The sequence below is a fragment of the Candidatus Streptomyces philanthi genome (assembly GCF_059553635.1).
Genome location: NZ_JCANQV010000569.1, coordinates 1 through 1,697, shown reverse-complemented (window position 1 = coordinate 1,697; position 1,697 = coordinate 1). Strand labels below are relative to the sequence as shown.

1 protein-coding gene is annotated in these 1,697 nt (G+C 71.7%); it reads left to right on the top strand.

Annotated elements, in window-relative coordinates; genetic code table 11:
- On the top strand, window positions 1-1,697 hold a 1,697-nt coding region (locus AC51EU_RS30265), incomplete at both ends, for a SpnB-like Rossmann fold domain-containing protein (protein ID WP_496270288.1).

Below are 1,697 nucleotides of genomic sequence, written 5' to 3'. Positions count from 1 at the left end.
CGAGACCGTCCGCTTCGCCGACGGCATCCGCACCCTCGCGGCCGAAGACGTGTCGGCCTTCCTCGAAGTGGGTCCGGACGGTGTTCTGACCGCGATGGCCCAGCACACCCTGGATCAGTCGGCGGTGGCCGTCCCGGTCCTGCGCAAGGACCGCCCGGAGGAGACCGCCCTGGTCACCGCCCTCGCCCAGTTGTACGTCACGGGTGTCGGCGTGGACTGGTCCGGGATCTTCGACGGCACCGGCGCCCGCCGCGTCGACCTCCCCACGTACCCCTTCCAGCACGAGTGGTACTGGCCCCGCACCGCCGCCGTGTCCGGCGATGTGTCCGCCGCTGGGCTCCAGTCGGCCGAGCACCCGCTGCTGGGTGTCACGCTCACGCTCGCGGAGTCCGGCGAGGTGGTGCTGACGGGGAGGCTGTCGCTGCACACGCATCCGTGGCTGACCGATCACGCCATGGGCGGCAGCGTCCTCTTCCCGGGAACGGGCTTCCTGGAGCTGGCGATGCGCGCCGCCGACCAGGTGGGCTGCGACCGTGTCGCGGATCTGGTCCTGATGGCGCCGCTGGTGCTCGCGAAGGAGGGCGCCACCCAGGTCCAGGTGCTGGTCGGGGCCGCCGACGAGGCGGGCGCCCGAACCGTCTCCGTGCATTCGCGTCCTGACGACGACCCCGGACGGCCGTGGATCCAGCACGCCAACGGCACGCTGGTCAGCGGCGAGAAGGTCGTGGACTTCGGCCCGCAGGCGTGGCCGCCGCAGGGCGCGGACCCCGTCGATCTGGAGGGTTTCTACGACGGGACCGGCTATGGCCCGGCGTTCCAGGGCCTGCGCTCCGTCTGGCGTTCCGAGAACGGCGCGTACGTAGAGGTGGCGCTCCCGGACCATGTCGCCGACGAGGCCGGCGCCTTCGGGCTCCACCCGGCGCTGCTGGACGCGGTGTTGCAGACGCACCGGATGGCCGGGGTGGGCACCGAGGACGACCAGTTCCTGCCGTTCGCCTGGCGGGGCGTCTCGCTGCACGCGGGCGGCGCCTCGATCCTGCGGGTCCATGTCGTGAAGACCGGCGACGACTCGATGTCCATCGCGGCCGCCGACGTCGAGGGCGCACCCGTCCTGTCCGCCGAGGCCATGGTGATGCGGGCCTACCGCGACCCCGGCACCGCCCCGTCGGCGACACGACGTGGCGCGGGGCGCGAGGCGTTGTTGTCGTTGGAGTGGGTGGGGGCTCCCGAGGCGGACGCGGTCGAAGCGCGGTATGTGTCCCTGGGAACCGATGAGTTCGGCGTGGGGGCGTCGGTCGCTTCCCTGGCGGAGCTGTCCGGGGATGCGGACCTTGTGGTCCCTGTGTCTGGTGGCGAAGGTGACGTTCCTGGCCGTACGCATGAGGTGACGGCGCGGGTTCTCGCTGTGCTCCAGGAGTGGGCCGGTCGGGAGGATCTTGCCGACTCGCGTCTGGTGTTCGTGACACGAGGAGCCGTGTCGTCCGGTGAGGGCGAGCCCGTGGTGGATCTGGCCGCTGCGGCGGCGTGGGGATTGGTGCGTTCGGCGCAGTCGGAGTACCCGGGACGGATCGCGCTGGTGGACCTTCCCGCCGAGGCCGGAGACTTTGCCTCGGTACGTGAGGTTCTGCCCGGCCTGTTGGCCGCCGGGGATGCTCAACTCGTCGTGCGTGAGGGCGTAGTCCGGGTGGGCCGGTTGG